16 protein-coding genes and 1 pseudogene are annotated in these 17640 nt (G+C 64.1%); 10 read left to right on the top strand and 7 right to left on the bottom strand.

Translation table 11 applies throughout. From position 1 onward, the window contains the following. The first annotated feature begins 49 nt into the window (after positions 1–49). Positions 50–1609, top strand: coding sequence for a DUF4132 domain-containing protein (locus tag OHA42_RS18715; protein WP_406238776.1), 1560 nt, complete (start codon positions 50–52; stop codon positions 1607–1609). 282 nt (positions 1610–1891) lie between these two features. Here the strand turns inward: OHA42_RS18715 and OHA42_RS18710 are convergent, their stop codons facing one another. The 5 genes from OHA42_RS18710 to OHA42_RS18690 all read right to left on the bottom strand — a co-directional run bounded on the left by OHA42_RS18710 (position 1892) and on the right by OHA42_RS18690 (position 5402). Continuing rightward, positions 1892–3265 (bottom strand): DoxX family protein, encoded by a 1374-nt coding sequence (locus tag OHA42_RS18710; protein ID WP_406238774.1) that lies wholly within the window; start codon positions 3263–3265, stop codon positions 1892–1894. 100 nt (positions 3266–3365) lie between these two features. Beyond that, positions 3366–3716: a hypothetical protein gene (locus OHA42_RS18705; protein ID WP_406238773.1), complete on the bottom strand. Its 351-nt coding sequence runs from the start codon at positions 3714–3716 to the stop codon at positions 3366–3368. Then, the gene (locus OHA42_RS18700) at positions 3713–4429 is read right to left on the bottom strand and encodes an aquaporin (RefSeq protein ID WP_406238771.1); all 717 of its coding nucleotides are present in this window, start codon (positions 4427–4429) and stop codon (positions 3713–3715) included. The genes OHA42_RS18705 and OHA42_RS18700 overlap by 4 nt, the downstream gene beginning before the upstream one ends. After that, complete coding sequence (locus tag OHA42_RS18695; protein WP_406238769.1) at positions 4429–4926, bottom strand: DUF3237 domain-containing protein; 498 nt, start codon at positions 4924–4926, stop codon at positions 4429–4431. Before OHA42_RS18695 ends, OHA42_RS18700 begins: the two co-directional genes overlap by 1 nt. Next, positions 4923–5402, bottom strand: a complete 480-nt coding sequence (locus OHA42_RS18690) for an ester cyclase (RefSeq protein ID WP_406238767.1) — start codon at positions 5400–5402, stop codon at positions 4923–4925. The genes OHA42_RS18695 and OHA42_RS18690 overlap by 4 nt, the downstream gene beginning before the upstream one ends. Positions 5403–6718: 1316 nt before the next feature. Here OHA42_RS18690 and OHA42_RS18685 point away from each other — a divergent pair. The 4 genes from OHA42_RS18685 (at position 6719) to OHA42_RS18670 (ending at position 10145) form a co-directional block, all read left to right on the top strand. Then, the gene (locus OHA42_RS18685; RefSeq protein ID WP_406238765.1) at positions 6719–8152 is read left to right on the top strand and encodes an aminobutyraldehyde dehydrogenase; all 1434 of its coding nucleotides are present in this window, start codon (positions 6719–6721) and stop codon (positions 8150–8152) included. Positions 8153–8181: 29 nt separating this feature from the next. Next, positions 8182–8961 carry an enoyl-CoA hydratase-related protein gene (locus OHA42_RS18680; protein WP_406238764.1) on the top strand — a complete coding sequence of 260 codons (780 nt, stop codon included), beginning with the start codon at positions 8182–8184 and terminating at the stop codon, positions 8959–8961. 423 nt (positions 8962–9384) lie between these two features. Next, complete coding sequence (locus tag OHA42_RS18675; protein WP_406238762.1) at positions 9385–9555, top strand: hypothetical protein; 171 nt, start codon at positions 9385–9387, stop codon at positions 9553–9555. Between the two features lie 260 nt (positions 9556–9815). Then, entirely contained in the window at positions 9816–10145 is a 330-nt protein-coding gene (locus OHA42_RS18670) for a hypothetical protein (protein WP_406238760.1), read from the top strand. Positions 10146–10540: 395 nt separating this feature from the next. Here OHA42_RS18670 and OHA42_RS18665 read toward each other — a convergent pair whose 3' ends face one another. Further along, on the bottom strand, positions 10541–11560 hold the full coding sequence (locus OHA42_RS18665) for an AraC family transcriptional regulator (RefSeq protein WP_406238759.1): 1020 nt from the start codon (positions 11558–11560) through the stop codon (positions 10541–10543). A 128-nt stretch (positions 11561–11688) separates the two neighbouring features. Here OHA42_RS18665 and OHA42_RS18660 point away from each other — a divergent pair, with 128 nt between their 5' ends. Then, a complete protein-coding gene (locus OHA42_RS18660; RefSeq protein WP_406238757.1) occupies positions 11689–13167 on the top strand; it encodes a flavin-containing monooxygenase in 1479 nt (492 codons plus the stop codon). Further along, positions 13164–14048, top strand: coding sequence for an alpha/beta fold hydrolase (locus OHA42_RS18655; RefSeq protein WP_406238755.1), 885 nt, complete (start codon positions 13164–13166; stop codon positions 14046–14048). Before OHA42_RS18660 ends, OHA42_RS18655 begins: the two co-directional genes overlap by 4 nt. A gap of 172 nt (positions 14049–14220) precedes the next feature. Here OHA42_RS18655 and OHA42_RS18650 read toward each other — a convergent pair. Continuing rightward, positions 14221–14738 (bottom strand): annotated as a pseudogene (locus OHA42_RS18650) (IS701 family transposase); the annotation flags it as partial. Positions 14739–15278: 540 nt separating this feature from the next. On the opposite strand from OHA42_RS18650, the gene OHA42_RS18645 reads away from it, so the two are divergent. From OHA42_RS18645 to OHA42_RS18635, 3 genes are all read left to right on the top strand, one after another. After that, the gene (locus OHA42_RS18645; protein WP_406238753.1) at positions 15279–15401 is read left to right on the top strand and encodes a hypothetical protein; all 123 of its coding nucleotides are present in this window, start codon (positions 15279–15281) and stop codon (positions 15399–15401) included. Between the two features lie 714 nt (positions 15402–16115). Then, positions 16116–16691: a discoidin domain-containing protein gene (locus tag OHA42_RS18640; RefSeq protein ID WP_406238751.1), complete on the top strand. Its 576-nt coding sequence runs from the start codon at positions 16116–16118 to the stop codon at positions 16689–16691. Positions 16692–17038: 347 nt separating this feature from the next. Beyond that, the gene (locus OHA42_RS18635) at positions 17039–17479 is read left to right on the top strand and encodes a hypothetical protein (RefSeq protein WP_406238749.1); all 441 of its coding nucleotides are present in this window, start codon (positions 17039–17041) and stop codon (positions 17477–17479) included. The last annotated feature ends 161 nt before the right edge of the window (positions 17480–17640 follow it).

Raw genomic sequence — 17640 nt, 5'->3', positions numbered from 1 at the left:
TGAACATCGACGACGCTATCCACCTGGAGTGCACTCGAAGCAAGGCCTGATGCTCAGAAAAGTGGAACGTCGTCGAACGGGCGATTTGATCGACGCTCACGCCCCGACCGCGCTGCTCGTGGGCCTCACGGCCTACGGCGACCGAGCGGATGACCTGCTTCGCGTCGACACATTTCTGCCCCTCGCTCCGGACGAGACGGTCCTCGACCGCTACCTGGCGTTGCGCGAGTCCGCGAAGAAAGGCGCCAAGCTCGGCCCCAACCGCAGACACAGCCACGCCGCCGCGATCGTGGTCGCCCTCGACCACCTGGCGCAGGTGGCCGGCGTTCCGGAGGCGAGCCGCCTCGAATGGGACTGCGAGGCACGCATCGCCACCGAGACCCCCACGGAATTGGCGGTCGGCGACTACCGGATCGCGTTGCAATTCGACAGTGCCGACCCGACGATGACAGTCAGCCGGGCGGGCAAGGCGCTGAAGTCGGTGCCGGCCACCGTCCGCGCCGACCCCGGCTACCAGGGGCTTCGTGAGCATCAGGAGCGACTGCGGGACCAGGCTCGCCGGATGCGGACCGGGCTGGTGGAGCGGCTGGTCGCCACCACCGGGACGCTGGCGCCGGACGAGCTGGTCCGACTGCTGTCGCTGCCCGCCGGTGCGGCGATGTTGCCCACGCTGCTCTGGCGGGACCGAGCAGGCGTGATCGACCTGCTCGACCAAGTCGACACCACCGGCCCGGTCACCGCCGTCCACCCCGTCGAACTGCACGAGCGCGGGGTGCGCGCCGACTGGCAGGCGGAGATCGTGCGACGTCGCCTCCGACAGCCGATCAAGCAGGCGTTCCGGGAGCTGTATGTGCTCACTCCGGCCGAACGCGAGGCGGGCGACGTGTCGCGGCGGTTCGCAGGTCAGGCGGTCAACGGCCGGATTGCGGGTCAGTTGCTGTCTGGTCGGGGCTGGTTCACCCATGGTGAGTACGACGATCATCAGGCGACCCGCGTCGTCGGCGACGGCCTCATAGCGGCGCTGCGCTGCGACTTCCACGGCTACTTCGGTATGGGGAACGTCCTTGTCGGTGAGGTCCGCTTTCTGATCAGCGGCCACCGTGACCCGGGCCGTTACGGCGCCCCGACCGGCTCGGGCAGCATCGTTGGCACGCTAGTACCGCTGGTCGACGTTTCGCCGGTGGTGTTCTCCGAGGTCATGCGAGACCTGGACTTGGCGGTGTCGGTCGCCGGCACCGAGCCGGAGTCGTACCTATCGCCGGCGCAGGCGGCGAGTCGGGCGCAGGTGCTCGCGGCGCTCATTGCCGACCTGGGGCTGGCCCGCGTCACCGTCGAGGGGCACTCGGCCGTGGTACGCGGCACCCGGGCGACCTATCGGGTGCATCTGACCAGCGGCAGCATCCACGTCGAGCCGGGCGGCTACCTTTGTGTGGTGCCTGCCTCGTTCGGCGCCACGGCGCACCGGCGGCTGTTCCTGCCGTTCGCCGACGAGGACCGGATGACGAGCGTCATTCTGAGCAAGGTGCTCCTGCTCGCCGAGGACGAGAAGATCAGCGACCCGTCGATCCTGACTCAGCTCGATTCCCTCACTGGCAAAGCCGCGAACTGACGTGGCCCAGCAGGCGAAATCCGCATACTCACCACCACTTGAAGACGGATAGTCATGGGCGACCTCTTCGGCATCAACCCTGGAACCGCCCAGAAATGGGCCCACTAGGCCCAAACGAGCTGGCCGCCTATCTCGCAGCGCAAGCGGACTCGGCCGGGCGCCTTCCGGCTACCTGCGGCCGGAAGGTGTTGCCGTGGGTGGCAATTGCGATGTTCGGGCGACCCCTCGCGATCGAGAATTCGAGTGAGCCTGGCGGACGGGCGGCGCTTGGACGAGGTCATCTCAGCGGAAGTACGGGTATTCCTGGACCCAGTGGAAACCGCGGCTGCGCAAGGGGAAGGTATCCAGGTCGACCTGTTGCAAGGCGATGCTCACCGACCGGCTGTTCAGTTGTCCGGCCATGGCAAGACGATCCGGTGCGGGCTGGTCGAAAGTGAAGGCGCCCAAAGGGGTCGGCTGCGTGCCGGGCGCTGTGGGAAGCAGCACCATGGCGATCGTGTGTGCGCTGGTGTCGACTATGGCGATCACCGGTACCAGCGTGCCGTCCATGCGCTGGACGGTCGCGTTCTGCCGATCGAAAACAACACGCTGCCAACGATTCTCATCAGTGGCCAAGGCGGGGACCTGCTGGCCGTCGAGGCTGAACTCTGCCACCGTCCAGATCCCGTACAGCGGTGGCGCCTTGCTGCCCGCGCCGTGGTCACGGTACGCATCCAAGCTCGAGTACGCGCCCGAGACGAGCAGCCAGATACCAAGTGCGGCTTGTAAACCCACCGCGATCCGATTCCCACGCGCGCTGCGTAGCAGCGGGCGTCGAGTCGAGCGATCAGCGGGCCGGTCGAGCACCAGCACATTCGCCAGCCTGCGCGCCTCGGGAGCCAACAGCATCGAGCACAGCAGCATCAGGTGAAATGCCAGGATCTTGGCGGGGACGTCGTAGGTCATGTTCAGCACGAACACCTGCATCGTGCACACCAGACTCAGCAGCGCGCCCACCGTCGTCGTTCTCGGGAGGAAGAGCAGCAGTCCGCCGACCAGTTCCGCAGTGCCGAGCAGGATCTCGTAGGGCTGCGACACCCCGACCTGGCTCCATAACACGGCCATCGGACTGAAATCTCCGTACGGCTCGAGCAGCCTGGCCAGCGCCGGCGACGGCATCTGGTTGGGGATAACTTTGGAAAGCCCGTAGACCAGCATCTCCACGGCAAGGCACAGCCGGACGAAGAGCAGGAACCAACTGCTCAGCACCACATAGTTCGGCCGGCGCCGATCGAGAACCGTCCATAGGACAGTCGCAACCACCGCGACGACCAAGATGCAGAACAGCAGCACCCACAGGAACGTCTGGTCACCACTGATCGAATCCTCATGCGCGGCAGCGTCTGTGCTGAACACATGCTGGCCGGTCCATTCGACGAGGGGACGCCACAGGCGTGCGAGCCAGAACGGCGTCGAGTCCGGCAGCAAGCGGCCCACCAGCCCCAGGAACTCAGAGATGATCCGGGGGTACACCAGGCAGAACAGCCCGAAGTACACAAAGCAGAGCCGAAATATGATGCGGACGAACGGGTTCCAATGCTGGACGCCGGCATCGGGCGGCGGCTCGGCGCCTACCCGATCGTCGACCGACTCTGTACCGACCGCTGCCACTCGCATCCTCACCGTATTCGCCACAGCCCCCCTGAAGGTATCGAACCAACCAGGTCCGTCTCAGGAAAACCCCGATCTCCGGTCAACGGTCGCCGCGATGTTCCGATCAGGCGAGGCGTTTTCGTCCGGACGGGCACTGCCGTGTCGCGGTGCGGGTGCTTTGAGGAGGCCGAAAGTTTTGTGGGCGATGTAGCCACGCGCCGACGAAGACCTCGCGTGCTGTTTCCACCGTGGCCAGCTGCAGACTTTCCTTGGTGCGGAACAGTGTTTGAATTCCCGGTTTGCTGATGCCGAGGTCATCGGCGAGACGTCCGAAGCTGATCCCGCCCAGGCCGTCCAGCGACGCGATATCGACTGCGTGCCGGGTGATGAACTGGCGCGATCGTGTCCCACGCTGCCGACGCCGATCACCGGTTCGGTCCTTGTCAGGTTGCGTGGCGTCGTGCTCGGTCGTCATTCCATCGACCTCTCGGTATCTGGTGAGACCGGCAGGAGCCAGCCGAAGAGGACCACAGCGGCGGTGACTCCGATGATTTCGGCGAGTACGAAGCCGGGGACATCGGCCGGACGGATGCCGGCGAAGGTGTTCGTCAACGCCCGGGCAACCGTCACGGCGGGATTGGCGAAGTCGGTCGGCGTGAACCAGAACGCGGCGCCGATATACGTGGCGACCACCCCGGCCACCTTCGAAGGACGGGTCCGCGAGCACACCCACACAGCGCCGACCAGACCGAAGGTCGAGACGAATTCACCGAGCAACTGTGCCCCGCCGTGGCGTGGGGAGGTGGACCACGACCAGACCGGTTCGCCGAACATCAGGTCCGCCACGGCAACTCCGGTGACAGCGCCCCACACTTGCGCCGGCACATAGGCGATGGCAGTGCGTCGGGATATGTCGCCGCGGACGGCCAGGGCCGCCGTCACCACCGGATTGAAATGCGCGCCCGACACCGGGGCGAACCACTCGATCAGCGCGAACAGCGCCGCCGCAGTGGCCAATGCGTTCACCAGCAGAGCGATGGCGGTGTTCCCGCCGGCGAGGCGCTGGCCGAGAATGCCCGAGCCGACGACAGCGGTGAGCAGAAACCCCGTGCCGAGCGCCTCGGCCATCAGCCTCCGAGGCAGCGAAAGCTCCTGTGCCGCAGCGGCGGCCATGGTCGGTGTGTGCATCACAGCACGCGCTCGACGTGGTAGGCCACACCGCCGTCGACCGGATACCCCGTCCCGACGGCGACGACATCGTTTAGCCAGACGTATCGGGTCGATCCGGTTTCGAACAGCGGATTCGTCCGGAAGTAGTAGCGTGCCGGGTCGATCCGGAATCGGGTGGCCGGGTCGGCCATCTCGGCGCGCACTTCCGGCGGTATCACCCAGCGGCCTTGGTAGGTCATGTGCACCAGCTCGTCGTCATCGGTGCGCAGCGTTAGCCGAACGTCCAGCAGCATCGTCCCGTCGGGACGGAACAGCGCCCAGTCGCCACCGCCGGCCACTACCTCGCCGCGCAGCCCGGGTCCCTCGAACGATCCACCGGCCGCGCCGAAGAGCACCCTGCGGCCGAGGGCGCCACCGTCGCCGAACTCCAATCGCGGGTTCAGATCCACGACTATGTCGAAAAGCGGTGCGGTTCTGATTGTTTCGACAGCCTTCGCACGCGCGTCCACCGTCATCGCCGGCCTCCCACCGTGGTCGTCCTGCGGCCGGTATCGCCGAACAGTTTGTGCCGCACCGCATCCGTGGACACGCCCGATTGCGCGCACAGGCTGGACAGGTCGAAGAAGAATCGTTCGTTCGCAATCAGGCCGTCTGCGAAGGTAAATCGGATGAACACCGGCACCTCGGCGCGCTCGCCGCTCGGAATGACACCGAATCGGTTGCCGGTCATGGTCATTCGCGCGGTGCCCCAGCACACCAGCGACTCGCCGTCGTCGGCGTGCCCCTCCAGATCGACGTGATAGTCCGGGAACGTCGCGAAGAACCGTGCCAGAGCCTGCTCGTTCTCCGCCAACCCGCGGGCCGTCGTCCCGAATGCCAGGTTCTCCAACACCATTTCGGGGTGGAGCAGCCGCAATGCCGCAGGCAGGTCCTGCTTGCTCTTCGCAACGGCCAGGATCTGCGCGAGCTCGAACATACGGTGACCATCCATGGTGAGCATCCTTCAATCGCTGTCGATACCGAGTCGTGGCGACCCGACAAACAAAACATACAGTCGACCGTATGTAATATCAACCACCTAGCCAACCGCTGGAAAGCAGCAGGCAGCAGGCAGCCGAACGTGAGGCGTGGCCAGAAGAGGGTGTCGCGCAGGCGTAGTAGCCGGTAGCCCCGTACTGAGTGCCGAACATGCTCGTCGACAGGCCAGTTCTCGTTGTCGCAGATACCGGCGCCGCAACCCTTCCGCCCAGCATGGGTGTGCGACAGATTTGTCGGTAGCCGAATGTGATCTTGAATCGAATCCGCTGGTCATGATGAGCATGCCGTCGCGGCCCGGTTGTGCGGTGTCCAGATCCGGTCCCAGCAAACCCGTAGCGAGAGTCACGCACGAACGCCAGGAACACCCCGATGGACACCCCGTAATTGCGGGCGGTGGACATCGCAATCGGGGCGCTGCCACTGCGCAGGTGATCAATGGACGCCTCGCCTTCCTCCGGTGTCCACTGCCACGGAAACAGACCTGCGTGTCGATCCAGTCGTCGTTCTTCGGATATGCGATCGAGTTCCATAAATAATGCGTGATATTTTCATAGATAAATTCCGCAACCATGTACGGGCGGCGAAGACATAGTGTGCACTAATATTTCCTGGCCTACTCGACAGAGTCGTGGCGGAGTCGACTCCCGCAGTTATTGAGAACTGGACGAGCGGGCGCACGGCGGCAGTCGTTCCGAGCTCTCATCTGACGCCGGGTGATAGGGCGCTGCTTCTTTATCGTCCTGGGTTGTATTTCGACGCAAGGTTTCTTGATGCGCCGATGGCTGGAGTGGGTGTCGCACCCGCCCCGGTACCGGATGGTCGCGAGACAGGGGCATGAGCGGCTGACGATGCTGAAATATGCAATGGTGCAACAGGTTCCATATCCGCGAGCGACATGTCACCGCCGTGTCGCCGACCAACTCGGGCCGCGCCCGATGCACGCCGACGTCCCGACCTTGGCCACCGACGGGAGCGCCGAACGGCACGGCAACGGTGGCGAGTTCATCGAGCCGGCCCACAATCTGACGAGCGGCAGACGAAAGTCATTGCAATGGAAGACGAAACGACGCTAATAACCCGCAAATGAGTAAGGTTCCGGCTGCATCGTCCTCAGCAGCGACAAAAGGAGTAAGCTCAATCCATTCGGTGTCGATAACATCGAAATGTTGATGAACAAGTAGTAGCAGACGACGGCGCCCAGATGCCGAGGCGACCAAACCTCCCCACGCCAGCGAATTGTCGACTGAACAGAGCAACCGCGGAGGCATCATGACAGTGGTCCAGAACTTCATCGACGGCAAGCTCGTCGACTCGGTCGGCGGTGCGACGATGGCGCTCGTCGACCCTGCCACCGGCGATCAGTACGGCACCGCCCCGGCGTCCAACGAACAGGACATCGACAACGCGTATTCAGCGGCGGCCAAGGCGTTCAGCGACTGGAAGCGCACGACGCCGTCGCACCGCCAGAAGGCGCTGTTGGATTTCGCCGACGAGTTGGAGAATGTCGCCGACGCGCTTGTCGAGGCAGAGGGCCGTAACACCGGCAAGCCGAACCACATCACCTTGGCCGCAGAGATCCCGCAGATGCTGGACCAGACCCGATTTTTCGCGGGGGCGGCACGGGTGCTCGAGGGCAAGTCGGCCTGCGAGTACCTGGCCGGCCATACATCGTGGATCCGCCGGGAGCCGGTCGGCGTCATCGGGCAGGTGACCCCGTGGAACTACCCGATGATGATGGCAATCTGGAAGTTTGTTCCCGCGATCGCGGCGGGCAACACCGTGGTGATCAAGCCGAGCGACACCACCCCGGTGACGACGGTAATGCTGGCCGAACTGGCCTCCAAGCACCTACCGCCAGGCGTGCTCAACGTGGTTACCGGCGACCGGGTGACCGGTGCGGCGGTGGTCGCGCATCCGACCCCGAAGATGGTGTCGATCACCGGTTCGGTGGCCGCAGGCCGTGCGGTCGCGGAGTCGGCCGGAGGCCGCCTGAAGCGCACGCACTTGGAGTTGGGCGGCAAAGCACCGGTAATCGTGTTCCCCGACGCCGATATCGCTGCTGCCGCCGCCGGTATCGCGGCCTCGGGCTATTTCAACGCCGGGCAGGATTGCACGGCGGCCACCCGGGTGCTCGGTCACGCATCGGTGGCCGATGACTTGACCGCGGCGCTGGCCGAGCAGGCCGGCAGTGCAACAACGACGTTCGGCAAGGCCGCCGATGACAAGGACGCCTGGGTGCCGCCGGTCAACAACGCCAACCAACTACAGCGGGTGCTCGGCTTCCTCGACGAGGTGCCCGATCACGCTTCGGTCCTGGCCGGTGGACACCGGCAGGGCGACCACGGGTATTACGTCGAGCCGACGGTCATCGGCGGGCTGCTCCAGCATGACCGACTGAGCCAGCACGAGATCTTCGGCCCGGTGATCACCGTGCAGTCGTTCACCGACGAAGACGAGGCGATTCGGTGGGCCAACGGCGTCGAATACGGGCTGGCGTCCTCGGTGTGGACCAAGGATGTGTCGAGGGCGCTCCGCGTGTCGGCCGCGCTCGACTTCGGCTGCGTGTGGATCAACACCCACACCGCGCTGGTCGCCGAGATGCCGCACGGCGGGTTCAACTCGTCCGGGCACGGCAAGGACCTGTCGATGTACGGGCTGGAGGACTACACCCGCGTCAAGCATGTGATGGCCAAGATCGACTAGCTAGGCCCGTAGAGATCTACGGTGGAGATATGACCGCCTTGGAGTATCGGCATTTGCTCGTCGCGCGGGACCGCGACACGGTGCGCATCACCATGAACCGGCCGGAGCGGCGCAATGCGCTGTCGGGCGAGCATCTGGCGGAACTGCTCGCCGCGTTCCGGGCCGCCAGCGAGACCGACGCCACCGGGATAGTTCTCGGTGCGCACGGTCCGGTGTTCTCCGCAGGACATGATTTCGCCGACGTCGCCGCGCGCGACCTGCTCGGCGTGCGGGAACTGCTCACACTGTGCACCGAGCTCATGTCGACCATCGAGTCGGTGCCGCAGGTGGTGATCGCCCGGGTGCACGGTCTGGCCACGGCCGCCGGCTGCCAGTTGGTTGCCTCATGCGATCTGGCCGTCGCCGCCGAATCAGCTGGTTTCGCCCTTCCCGGCGGCAAGGGCGGCTGGTTCTGCCACACCCCCGCGGTGCCGGTGGCCCGCGCCGTCGGCCGCAAACGCCTGATGGAAATGGCCCTCACCGGCGACCCGATCGATGCCCGCACCGCCGAACAGTGGGGCCTGATCAACCGAGCAGTGCCAGACACCGATCTGGACACCGCCGTGGAGGAGTTGCTCGCCCGCGCTACCCGGGGCAGCCGAGCCAGCAAGGCACTCGGCAAACGCACCCTCTACGCCCAACTCGACCGCCCTGAAGCAGATGCCTACGCCCTCGCCCTGGAAGTCATGGCTGCCGCCGCTCAACTTCCCGGCGCCCGCGAAGGGATGGCGGCCTTCCTAGCGAAGCGCCCACCCGTCTGGCCCGACTAGCGCCACCAGGGGACTCTTCTCCGGCATCGCCGAACCGCTCGCCCTCGACGGTGATGCGCTCGATCCGACCGGCGGCGGTGGCGCTCGAGAGGTCCGGCAAGAACGCTGAGCGCGAGGAGCTTTTGGGCGTGCCTGGACTACTAAGCCCTGCCTGCATCCGGTCGTATCCTTGTGCTGCGGTTCGTCTGGACCCGCGCATCGCACTAAGTGCCATTGTCGCGATGGTGCCACTGACAGACTGGAACGCCAGCGCCGATCTCGCGGCTCCTTCGGCCCGCACCTGCACGGTGTTCAGGCAGTCCTCTTTCGCCCGGTTCACCGAGTTCGTTCAGCGCACAGCGGAATCCACACCCCCCTGAAGTCACCGGCACAGTGCGATCTGACCGGCCAGCCTCCACCTTGATCCAAGTCAGCTCGAACGAAATGTTCTACCCGGACGCGGAACTCATGGCGGCGCGGCTCGGCGAGCACGGCGCGCCGTGTGAGTTGCAGGTCTGGCCAGGTCAGGTCCATGCCTTCCAGACCGCCGCGTCGAGCGTGCCCGAGGCGGCCCATGCCGTCACGATGATCGTGGACTTCGTCGAACGTATGTGACGTCCCGCAGTGGCTGAGCCCGCCGCCTGATCCACGTGGTCGTGGCTGCAGCCAGAGAGGTTTTCACCGAACAAAAACTGTTGTCAGCGTTGTCCTCGAGATTGTCGTCGGACTCTGTAGCAGCGTGGGACGTGTGGCCGGTATAGGTTGGGGACAGGGCACCCGTACGTCGGCGCTGTCGATCTCCAACCTGCCGGTTTCCTTCGGGCAGATTGGATGGTGAACACGTTCACTGTCGCTAGAAAGGATCTGTCGTGTTCATGGCAACCACATTCACTACTTCGCGTCCGATATTGGCCCGCGCAGCTGTCGCTGGCGCAATTGCTGCTGTATCCCTGACAATATCGACGATTCCGGCCTCGGCCGATCCGGCGACGTCCGGTGCGGTCGGCACCGAAATCAGGCATGACCGTTGGGACGACCCTCCTGGCTTCCAGAGCAACGGCCACGGCCACGGCCACGGCAATGATTGGTGGGGCAATGATTGGGGCAAAGATTGGTGGGGGGATCACGACCGCGGTCGCGGCAATGATCCATTGTGGCGGCTGTTCCACAATCTCATACCAGGCGGCGTGTTCGGCAGCAGCTGACCGGGGTCACACAGCGCATCGGTCCGACCGTTTCGAGTGTCGGGACGATGTTGTTTCTACGCCAGAAGATCAGTCGATGGCCGGTTCAACATCGGACCGGTATTGACAGCGCGATCGGCCTCCGAGGTGCTCAGCTCATCGGCCCGCACTATCGCGACCGTCGTGCGCCCGCTGTCGCCATGGCAAATCATCCACTGCGACAACGCTTCCAGCGATGCGGCGATCTCGTCCTCAAGACCGACCGCCACTTGCCCTGGATGCCAGGCCCACCGTTGTGGTTCGCCGGCGCAGACCTCGGCGAGGATGCGACGGACCCAACGGGGTTCCCCCCGGTATCGGTTCCGCCGAGAGCGAGCGTTACCGACTTACCGATTCGAAGCGCCACAAGACAGGGCTCATGGGACTCGCTGCGGCAGCAACAGGTCCGCTCGGTATTGCCTTGGTGTCTTCCCGAACCATCGTCGGCATGAGCGGTTGAGGGTGCTCTGTTCGGCGTAGCCCAGCAGGCCTGCGATCTGGCTGAGGTGCAACCGTGGTTCGGCCAGGTATCTGGCCGCTTGGTTGCGGCGTACCCGCTCGATGAGGTCATGGCAGCTCACGCCCTCGACGGCCAGGCGTCGTTGCAGCGTCCGTGGATGCATCGTCAGTTGGTCGGCGATGACCTCGGCGCTGCATTGGCCGGTGGGCAGCAGCCTACGGGCCAGCTCGGCCACGCGTTCGGACAGCGCCGTGGTGCTCGGAACGTAGTGGGCCTCCATGTACTTCGTGGCGATGCGCCTGGTCTCGGGGTCCGCGCTGTCGATACGTCTGCCGGCCAAATCCCGCGGCAGCACGAACCCGCACGACGGCTGCCCAAAGAGCACAGCGCAACCCAGCGCCTCTCGGTAGGCAGCGTCCGAGCCCAGCTTGCCGTGCACGAATGAGACCGAGCTGGGGCGCGCCTCAGGTCCGCCGAGCAGGCGAATCATGCGAACAGCGTTGGCCATGCTCAGCTCATACCCCTGGGACATCTGCAGCGGAGTCGGCTCGGTCATCTTGTAGATGAACTGGAGGTCGGCGCCGGTAGTCCGAGCGACTGCCAGCTTCAATGCCGGGGAATGGACGTATAGGTAGCGCGCAATCGACTCCAGTCCACCGAGCAAGGTCTGAGCATTCCGCGCGATCACCGCGATGGGTCCGAGGATGTCCAGGCCCTGCCAGCGTGCCAGGCGAAGCCCGAAGTCCGGACAGTCCAGGTCGGCGGCGCTCGCCTCGAGCAGACGAACGGTCGCCTCGAAGGAGACGAACGCATCCTCCTGGTATTCGATGCCCGGCTTGATGTGGAAGCGCGACAAGAAAGGCTCCGGGTCAGCACCGAGCTCCCTCACCAGATCGCCGTACCCCCACAGGTTCGTGGCACGGATCAGACTGCCCATGCGACCACCTCCCTATGTCGGAAAATGATAAAAATATGTCGGGAACTGTCAAGATCTGTGACGCGACACACAGTCATCCTGTTTCTACAACGTCTGTGAAACACAGCACGCGGAAGCAAGAGGAAGCCATGCATGCACAACATTTCGACGTCTTGATCATCGGTGCCGGCCTGTCCGGAATCGGTACGGCCTCTCAAGTGACGGCCGCGTTCCCCGACAAGACCATCGCCGTACTGGAGCGACGCGAGCGACTGGGCGGCACGTGGGACCTGTTTCGCTACCCCGGTATTCGTTCGGACTCCGACATGTACACCTACGGGTACAAGTTTCGGCCGTGGCGCGACCCGAAGGTACTCGCCGACGGCGGGTCGATCCGGGAGTACATCGCGGACACGGCAAGGCAGTTCGGCATCGACAAGAAGATTCACTACGGCCTGAAGATCGTCACCGCGGACTGGTCGACACCCGAGTCCCGCTGGACCGTGACCGCCCTGGAGGAGGCGACCGGGCAGACGCGCATCTTCACCTGCGGCTACCTCGTCAGCTGCACCGGCTACTACAACTATGACGCGGGCTACCAACCCGCCTTCCCCGGCATGGAGCGATTCAGCGGCCGGTGTATCCACCCCCAGCACTGGCCGGAAGATCTGGATTATTCCGGCAAGAAGGTCGTCGTGATCGGCAGTGGCGCCACTGCCGCCACCCTGGTGCCGGCGATGGCTCGCGACGCCGAGCACGTGACCATGTTGCAGCGCTCCCCGTCGTATGTATTCTCGCTGCCCGCCTTCGACAAAATCTCCCAACTGCTGGGCCGATTCCTCCCGCAGGACTGGGTGTATTCGATGGGTCGCAAACGGAACATCGTATTCCAACGCCAGCTCTACCTGGCCTGCCGTCGCTGGCCCCGTCAGATGCGCCGGTTCCTGCTCTGGCAGGTGCGACGCAATCTCGGCGCCTCCGTCGACATGAGTCACTTCACTCCGAGCTACATGCCGTGGGACCAGCGGATATGCGCTGTGCCCGATGGCGATCTGTTCAGGGTGCTGGCATCGGGCGAGGCCTCGATCGTCACCGATCAGATCGACACCTTCACCGAGAAGGGCCTCCTGCTGCAGTCCGGGCAGGAACTGGAGGCCGACATCATCGTCACCGCCACCGGTCTCGACATCCAGATGCTGGGAGGGATGGCACTCTCCGTCGACGGTGAGCCGCGCAAGCTGCACGACCAGATGACCTACAAGGGCTTGCTCGTGGAGAGCATGCCAAATCTGGCCTGGGTTTTCGGATACACCAACGCGTCATGGACGCTGAAGTCCGACATCGCCGGCGCCTACTTGTGCCGTCTGTTCAAGCACATGGACGAGCACGGCCGCACCGTGGCAACCCCGCACGATATCGAGCACTCCGCGATGGACGACGGCATTTTGGACGGGCTGCAGTCCGGCTACGTGAAACGCGCGAAGAACACACTGCCACGCCAGGGATCCAAGCCTCCGTGGAAGTTGCTGATGAACTACGAGCAGGACTCCAAAATGCTCCTCGACGACCCCATCGACGACGGCCTACTGCGGTTCGAGGCCCCAGCGCTGGAAGGCGCCATGGCATGAGCACGCCGACCTACATCACCGTCGACGGTCGACGCACTCGCGTGCGAATCGGCGGCGATCCCGAGCGCCCGCCTGTCCTGTTACTGCACGGAATCGGCCGCAGCCTCGAAGATTGGACACCCCAGTTTCATCGACTGGCCCGCACCCAACGGGTCATTGCCCTCGACGTTCCCGGATTCGGCTTCTCGGACCGTCCTCAGGAACGCATCACGCTGCCGGTGCTCGCCCGCGGGATCGCGGAAACGCTTGGCGCCCTCGGTGAGAAGCGACCACTGCACCTCATCGGGAACTCACTCGGCGGTGCCGTGGCCATGCAACTGCTCGCTCTCGAACCGGAACGGGTGGCGAGCCTGGTGCTGGTCAACAGTGCGGGATTCGGCTCACAGGTCGCCATCGCGCTGCGGCTGCTGGCTCTGCCCGGCATCGGGTACCTGGCGACTCGACACACCACCCGCCGCGCGGCGGAGGTGAACGAGCGCTTGATCTTCGCCGACAAGTCCCTGGTCACGAAGGAGCGGATCGACCACGCCCGCACCATCGCCAAACAACCTGACCCCGGTGACGTGACGTACGAGACCGCCCGTGCGCTGGCTACTGGCCGAGGAGTCAGGCCCGAATGGCGGGCCGAGCTGATCGCGGCTGTCGCGAAGCATCCTCGACCGACTCTGGTCGTCTGGGGCGACCGCGACCGCGTACTCCCCGCCCACCACCTCGACACCGCACGCCAACTGCTACCGCACTCCGACACCCATCTGTTCACCGGCGTCGGGCACATGCCGCAGATCGAGTGCCCCGATGAGTTCGCCGAGCTCGTACTGACTTTTCTCGCCGGCACCGCAACGGCCAGGAGCCAACCAAGTGCCGCGCACCTCCGTCGGTAAATACGACAAGAAGCGGCTTCGCAGGATCCACGCCGACGGCGGCCTCGATGTCATCGAGCTCGCCTGAGGGCGCGAAGCGCTTGCCGCAATCATCGGCGCGGACCCTGCCCGCACCAGTGGTGACGTGATGATCGCAAGCGATGGCGAATACGTAACCGGTGCTGCGGGATTCAAGCTCCGATCGTAGTTTGGGGTCGCCGCCGTAGACTTCGTCGCCGGTCACCCACCTGGCTGTCACTCCGACATCCAACGCGTCCACGATCATGCGTTCGGCCAGCACGGGTTTGGTGGCGAACCCGGCCTCGGCGGGCACCCCGGCCTCGGCGCGGCGGACGGGATCACTGCTCCACGAGCGCGGCAGATACAGGGCACGGTCGATGAACCGTGTCCTGCGGTGGTGGCATAGGTCAGATAGACCGCGACCTGGCAGTTCTCGATCCGGCCCGTGGTGCCCGAGTACTGGCGCTGCACTCCGACGGTCATGACACCCTTCTTCAGGTCCCCGGTTTCGTCGACGACCAGCGTCGCCTCGGCGTCACCAAGATGTTCGACAACGTAGTCGCGCAAGTCATCTCGCATCCCGTCGTCGTCGACCGCCTCGGCAAGCAGATGCTGCATCGCGTCCGGCGTCGTGTCCCCAGCATGTTCGGCCAAGGTCCAGCAGTTCTTGTTCGGCAGCTCCGAGACCATCCCGGCCAGCATCTTCCGCACCGTGCGACGGGTTTCAACCCATGCAAACCGTAGCCCAATACGCACAGCCAGGTCCTCGAACTCCGCCTGCCACCGATCAGGCTTACGATGTCAGCCGCGGTCACCGCCAATTCAGTTGTGTCCCACACAAACACGACATGATCACGCGATGGCCGCCTTGCTTCCCGGCAGACCCGCCGCCCATCGCAATCAGCACCCGTAGGCTCGAGGGCCACCATGAACGATCGCAGCGAAAGCCTTCAGCCGCACATAAATCTCTCCGCCGAGGATCCTCGGCTGAGCATGCGAATGGCCGACCAGCGTGATCTGCAACGCCTGCACGAGGAGGCGAACGCACTGCATCTGGCTACATGGAGCTCGAACCATGCCCTCGCCCATCAAGCCTCGGCCAGCTCGGTAGCGTTCCTGTGCCCAGCGTTTCGAAACGGCGCACCGATAGATGAACCCGAATCCTATCGCTGCTACATCTGGTTCGTGGAACGCCCCGAAGCGTCCCACAGGTCCGCAGACCATGGGACGGTGTCCATGATGGACGTCACCGTGGAGTCCTTCGAGTCGCTACGCGAAGTAACAGACCCGGTACGACTCACCGCCATCATCCGTTACATACTCGACAGTCACCCGTTGACCGCTTTGGATTGACGAGCCAACATCCCGCCGGCATCGGCGGAGAGGTTTGCTCAGGGACGCGCCCGGAAGATCAACCAGATCAACAGTAAGCTGAAACAGAGTCCAGCACAGTACCTTTCGAGAACCATCGAAATTGCGGCTGTACCGACCGGTGCGATTGCGATCCGAACACTCGGCCTTTCCAGTGCTTGTCGGGTTCAACATCCCGTGACCGCGCTCAAAGGCATAGTCGAAAGCTCCCATCCGACCGAGGGCCGGGACTGGAGCGCGTGATCCACCTCCATTCCACCACTTCTGCGCACCCAGCAGACGTAGTAGACGATCCGAGTCAGGTCACCGATCGAGCAGCACAGCAGCGAACACCCACGCCCCGCGCAACTACGGCGATGTGCACCGGTCAGCCCGCCACCGCCCTCGTCGCCAGCGTAGTGCACCCTTACGTTGATTCCGGCGGGTGCGGTGTCACCGTGCCGACCGGAGCGGAGCGCGACATGCGCCACACGCGAGCGCGGGGGTCGCGCCGACCGGGAAACCGATGTGCCGGGCCGCGTTGTGGCTTAACGTCGGATTTGTGTGACTTGCCCGGTCCAGTGACTGTGGAGCCCGGGCCGTGAGTACCGCTGATGATCTCGACGATGCCCCTCACCGATGGCCTGTTTTCGCGTGCCATCGGATGAGGCTGTGCAGGGCGTTTTCGTAGTTTGTTTCACACGGAGGAGGACCGCTGTGACCGTCCAGATCGGTTGGCTACACAAACTTCTCGATGAGGCCGACGGTGCGCCGGCCGAAGTTCCCGTCGATGCTTTCGGTTTCGGTGACGGGCTGCGGGTCCTGTTCCCGGACGGGATGCTGCGCTTCGGGCACAACGTCGATCCCCTCTACCCACTGGAAAACATGTTGGATGGAGATCTCGAAACTTATTACAAGGGCAAACAAGTCGTGGGCACACACGGCCCGCAACTCGATTTCGGAAGAGTGGCCGATATCGATGCCATCGATATCTATTTTGGCGATCCGAACGGCAGATACCTACCTCCAGCCGGGGAAGTGGTTACCTCAGTCGACCGCACGAATTGGCTGACACAGGGCGTATTCGAGAATGACCAGCGCGAGCTGCACGTATCCTTGCCCGCAAGTGTGCCGGTGCGATATATCCAACTGAAATTCACCGACTATTCGGCCAATACTCTCGCCATTCGATCGTTCCAGGTTGCGCCACCGCCGGTACCGTTGCGAATCACCAGCCAAGTCGCCGAGTTCGGTGTCCCGGTGGCCGCGTATCGCGGCATCACCGAGCGCTGACGGTCCCCCAGTGCACCGTCCCGAGCCGGTGAGATGGCCGTGACGCGCCGCCCGAAGTGAGACCTTCGCGTGGATCCCACCACGGACCTTCTGCAAGAGCGCCGCACGCGAGGTCGATCGCGCTTACAACGACCCCTGCCCTACTTCTTCGAACTCGACACGACTCCATCCTTCCCAAGAAATGAAGTCACCGCACATGTCGGGGCAGTTCGAACGTATGATTTCGTTTCAGCGTTGTTCTGCATCACACGGGGCGTATAGTGAGAGAGCAACGTCGCACCATACTGATCAGCCGAATGTACTACGCACAGAAGAGAATTCGTGCGCGACAGAAAGGGTGGTTAGACATGGCATTCATACCTGCCGGCGTGTATTCGATCAGCCGTTCCGGGAACCGCCTCCTCACCTTCGAACACGGGGCCGAGAAGGGTTCGCCCGCAGTTCTTTTGCCGCCGACCGGACAGCCCGGAATCCAGGAATGGGAAGTCCGAGTCGACAGCAACGGCAATGTCACAATCCGCAACCTCAAGAGTCAGACCTATCTGGGCTACGAGGCCGATCCGCAGGTGAATATGCCGGTCGGCAGCTACCCGGAGCCTCGGGAGTGGGCGCTCTACCAGAGCGCCGAGCCGTTCACCTTCCACGTCGTCGTCCCTGGCGGACCCATCGAAGGGAGGGAATTGACCTTGGACGAGAGCTTGTTGCGAATCTATCCGCCGCGTATCGCGCTGCGGCCGCTCGATGTGCACGATTTGCGGCAGCCGTGGCGTTTCGAGTTCCACGAGTAGCGATAACCTGAGCAATCCGGGGCCGTGGTGACGAACCGCGGCCCCGACTGGTTACAACTATGCCAGCTCCAGCACCCCCACCTGAGACTTTTCTCAGCGGCGGCTGCGCGGCAATCGATAAATTGAATTCTAGAACCGAGTTTCGCGCCTTCCCGATCCAT

This window comes from Nocardia sp. NBC_01009 (genome assembly GCF_045208035.1).
Lineage (GTDB): Bacteria > Actinomycetota > Actinomycetes > Mycobacteriales > Mycobacteriaceae > Nocardia.
The sequence above is the reverse complement of the archived record's forward strand: the minus strand, read 5'-3'. Positions and strand labels throughout refer to the sequence as shown.

Excerpts from the sequence above, each read along its gene's own strand:
- OHA42_RS18705 (WP_406238773.1), bottom strand. The coding sequence starts at position 3,716 with ATGACGACCGAGCACGACGCCACGCAACCTGACAAGGACCGAACCGGT.
- OHA42_RS18655 (WP_406238755.1), top strand. The coding sequence starts at position 13,164 with ATGAGCACGCCGACCTACATCACCGTCGACGGTCGACGCACTCGCGTG.
- OHA42_RS18675 (WP_406238762.1), top strand. The coding sequence starts at position 9,385 with ATGTTCTACCCGGACGCGGAACTCATGGCGGCGCGGCTCGGCGAGCAC.
- OHA42_RS18635 (WP_406238749.1), top strand. The coding sequence starts at position 17,039 with ATGGCATTCATACCTGCCGGCGTGTATTCGATCAGCCGTTCCGGGAAC.
- OHA42_RS18680 (WP_406238764.1), top strand. The coding sequence starts at position 8,182 with ATGACCGCCTTGGAGTATCGGCATTTGCTCGTCGCGCGGGACCGCGAC.
- OHA42_RS18710 (WP_406238774.1), bottom strand. The coding sequence starts at position 3,265 with ATGCGAGTGGCAGCGGTCGGTACAGAGTCGGTCGACGATCGGGTAGGC.
- OHA42_RS18660 (WP_406238757.1), top strand. The coding sequence starts at position 11,689 with ATGCATGCACAACATTTCGACGTCTTGATCATCGGTGCCGGCCTGTCC.
- OHA42_RS18685 (WP_406238765.1), top strand. The coding sequence starts at position 6,719 with ATGACAGTGGTCCAGAACTTCATCGACGGCAAGCTCGTCGACTCGGTC.
- OHA42_RS18700 (WP_406238771.1), bottom strand. The coding sequence starts at position 4,429 with ATGCACACACCGACCATGGCCGCCGCTGCGGCACAGGAGCTTTCGCTG.
- OHA42_RS18690 (WP_406238767.1), bottom strand. The coding sequence starts at position 5,402 with ATGGATGGTCACCGTATGTTCGAGCTCGCGCAGATCCTGGCCGTTGCG.
- OHA42_RS18715 (WP_406238776.1), top strand. The coding sequence starts at position 50 with ATGCTCAGAAAAGTGGAACGTCGTCGAACGGGCGATTTGATCGACGCT.
- OHA42_RS18695 (WP_406238769.1), bottom strand. The coding sequence starts at position 4,926 with ATGACGGTGGACGCGCGTGCGAAGGCTGTCGAAACAATCAGAACCGCA.
- OHA42_RS18665 (WP_406238759.1), bottom strand. The coding sequence starts at position 11,560 with ATGGGCAGTCTGATCCGTGCCACGAACCTGTGGGGGTACGGCGATCTG.
- OHA42_RS18670 (WP_406238760.1), top strand. The coding sequence starts at position 9,816 with ATGGCAACCACATTCACTACTTCGCGTCCGATATTGGCCCGCGCAGCT.